Annotated in this window: 1 protein-coding gene; it reads left to right on the forward strand. The window is 48.0% G+C overall.

Annotated features, from left to right (window positions below):
• Positions 1-841: hypothetical protein (locus tag GQ598_RS10870; protein ID WP_160404131.1), on the forward strand; the 841-nt coding region annotated here is incomplete at its 5' end.
• Positions 842-936 lie beyond the last annotated feature (95 nt).

Below are 936 nucleotides of genomic sequence, written 5' to 3' on the forward strand. Positions count from 1 at the left end.
TGGTGTTACTGGTCCTGTTGTTTGTTACTTTGTGAGTCACGCGAGGCCAAATCTTAATTATGGCACAGGCAATTACGCCGGCCCATCTAACATATGGAGTCCTACAAAGGGTTTTTTAACTCAGTCTAACGATTCTGCATCTTACGACTTAAACTTCCCAACTACAGGTGCTGATGGGTTGTATTTTGATTTGCTCATAGATGGAGTCAATGCAAGTCAGTTTACGTGGTCTCCGGTCACGCGTGGTGGTATAACGGCTACGGTGACAAATGTTACACCTAGTGATAGTTGGATTCCTGGTGTTGATAGAGGAAAAGTTGTCGCACGAGTTAAGTTAAGCGGTCCTAGGGCAAGTGGTTCTCAGATAAGTTCAAGTAGTCCTAGTCGGCTTACTCCGTTGCCATCTTTGCCACAGACCTTTGAGTTGGTAGGTAGGGATAGAGGTGGTAATGAGGTTCGTTATGGGTTTGTCTTAAAGCAGTGGTTCGTCCATCGGGGTGATAAACGGGATACTCAGTCTAACCACTCATCTTGGTGTCGTGGTTTGGGTTATCGTCTTGCTAGGGTCAGCGATTTAACCAATGCAGTCAGAACAACTAGTCCTTCTATTTCTGGCGCCTTGCCTCATTCATCTGTTAATTATTATATGCGTCACATAGGTGCAGGATTTTTCACGGAGTGGGGCAGCATGTACTTCTACGCTGATGCGGGCTTCGTCTACGACTGCTACTGGACGAGCGACGCAGCAGGTAGCTATGGGTTCATTGTCTACTCGGACAACGGCCATGTCTACAGCTACGGTGCCAGCTACGGCCGCTATGGCCTTTGTGCCGCACCTTAGTTTTTAGCGTTTATTCCTTAATCCTTGGGCCGCGGGGGCGGTTATGGAGCCTGAGAGGACAATCTAACAAAGAATAACGCCCCCGCGTAAGTTGG

It is taken from the genome of Gilliamella sp. Pas-s95 (assembly GCF_009795795.1).
In the GTDB taxonomy this organism is placed as follows: Bacteria; Pseudomonadota; Gammaproteobacteria; order Enterobacterales; family Orbaceae; genus Gilliamella; species Gilliamella bombicola.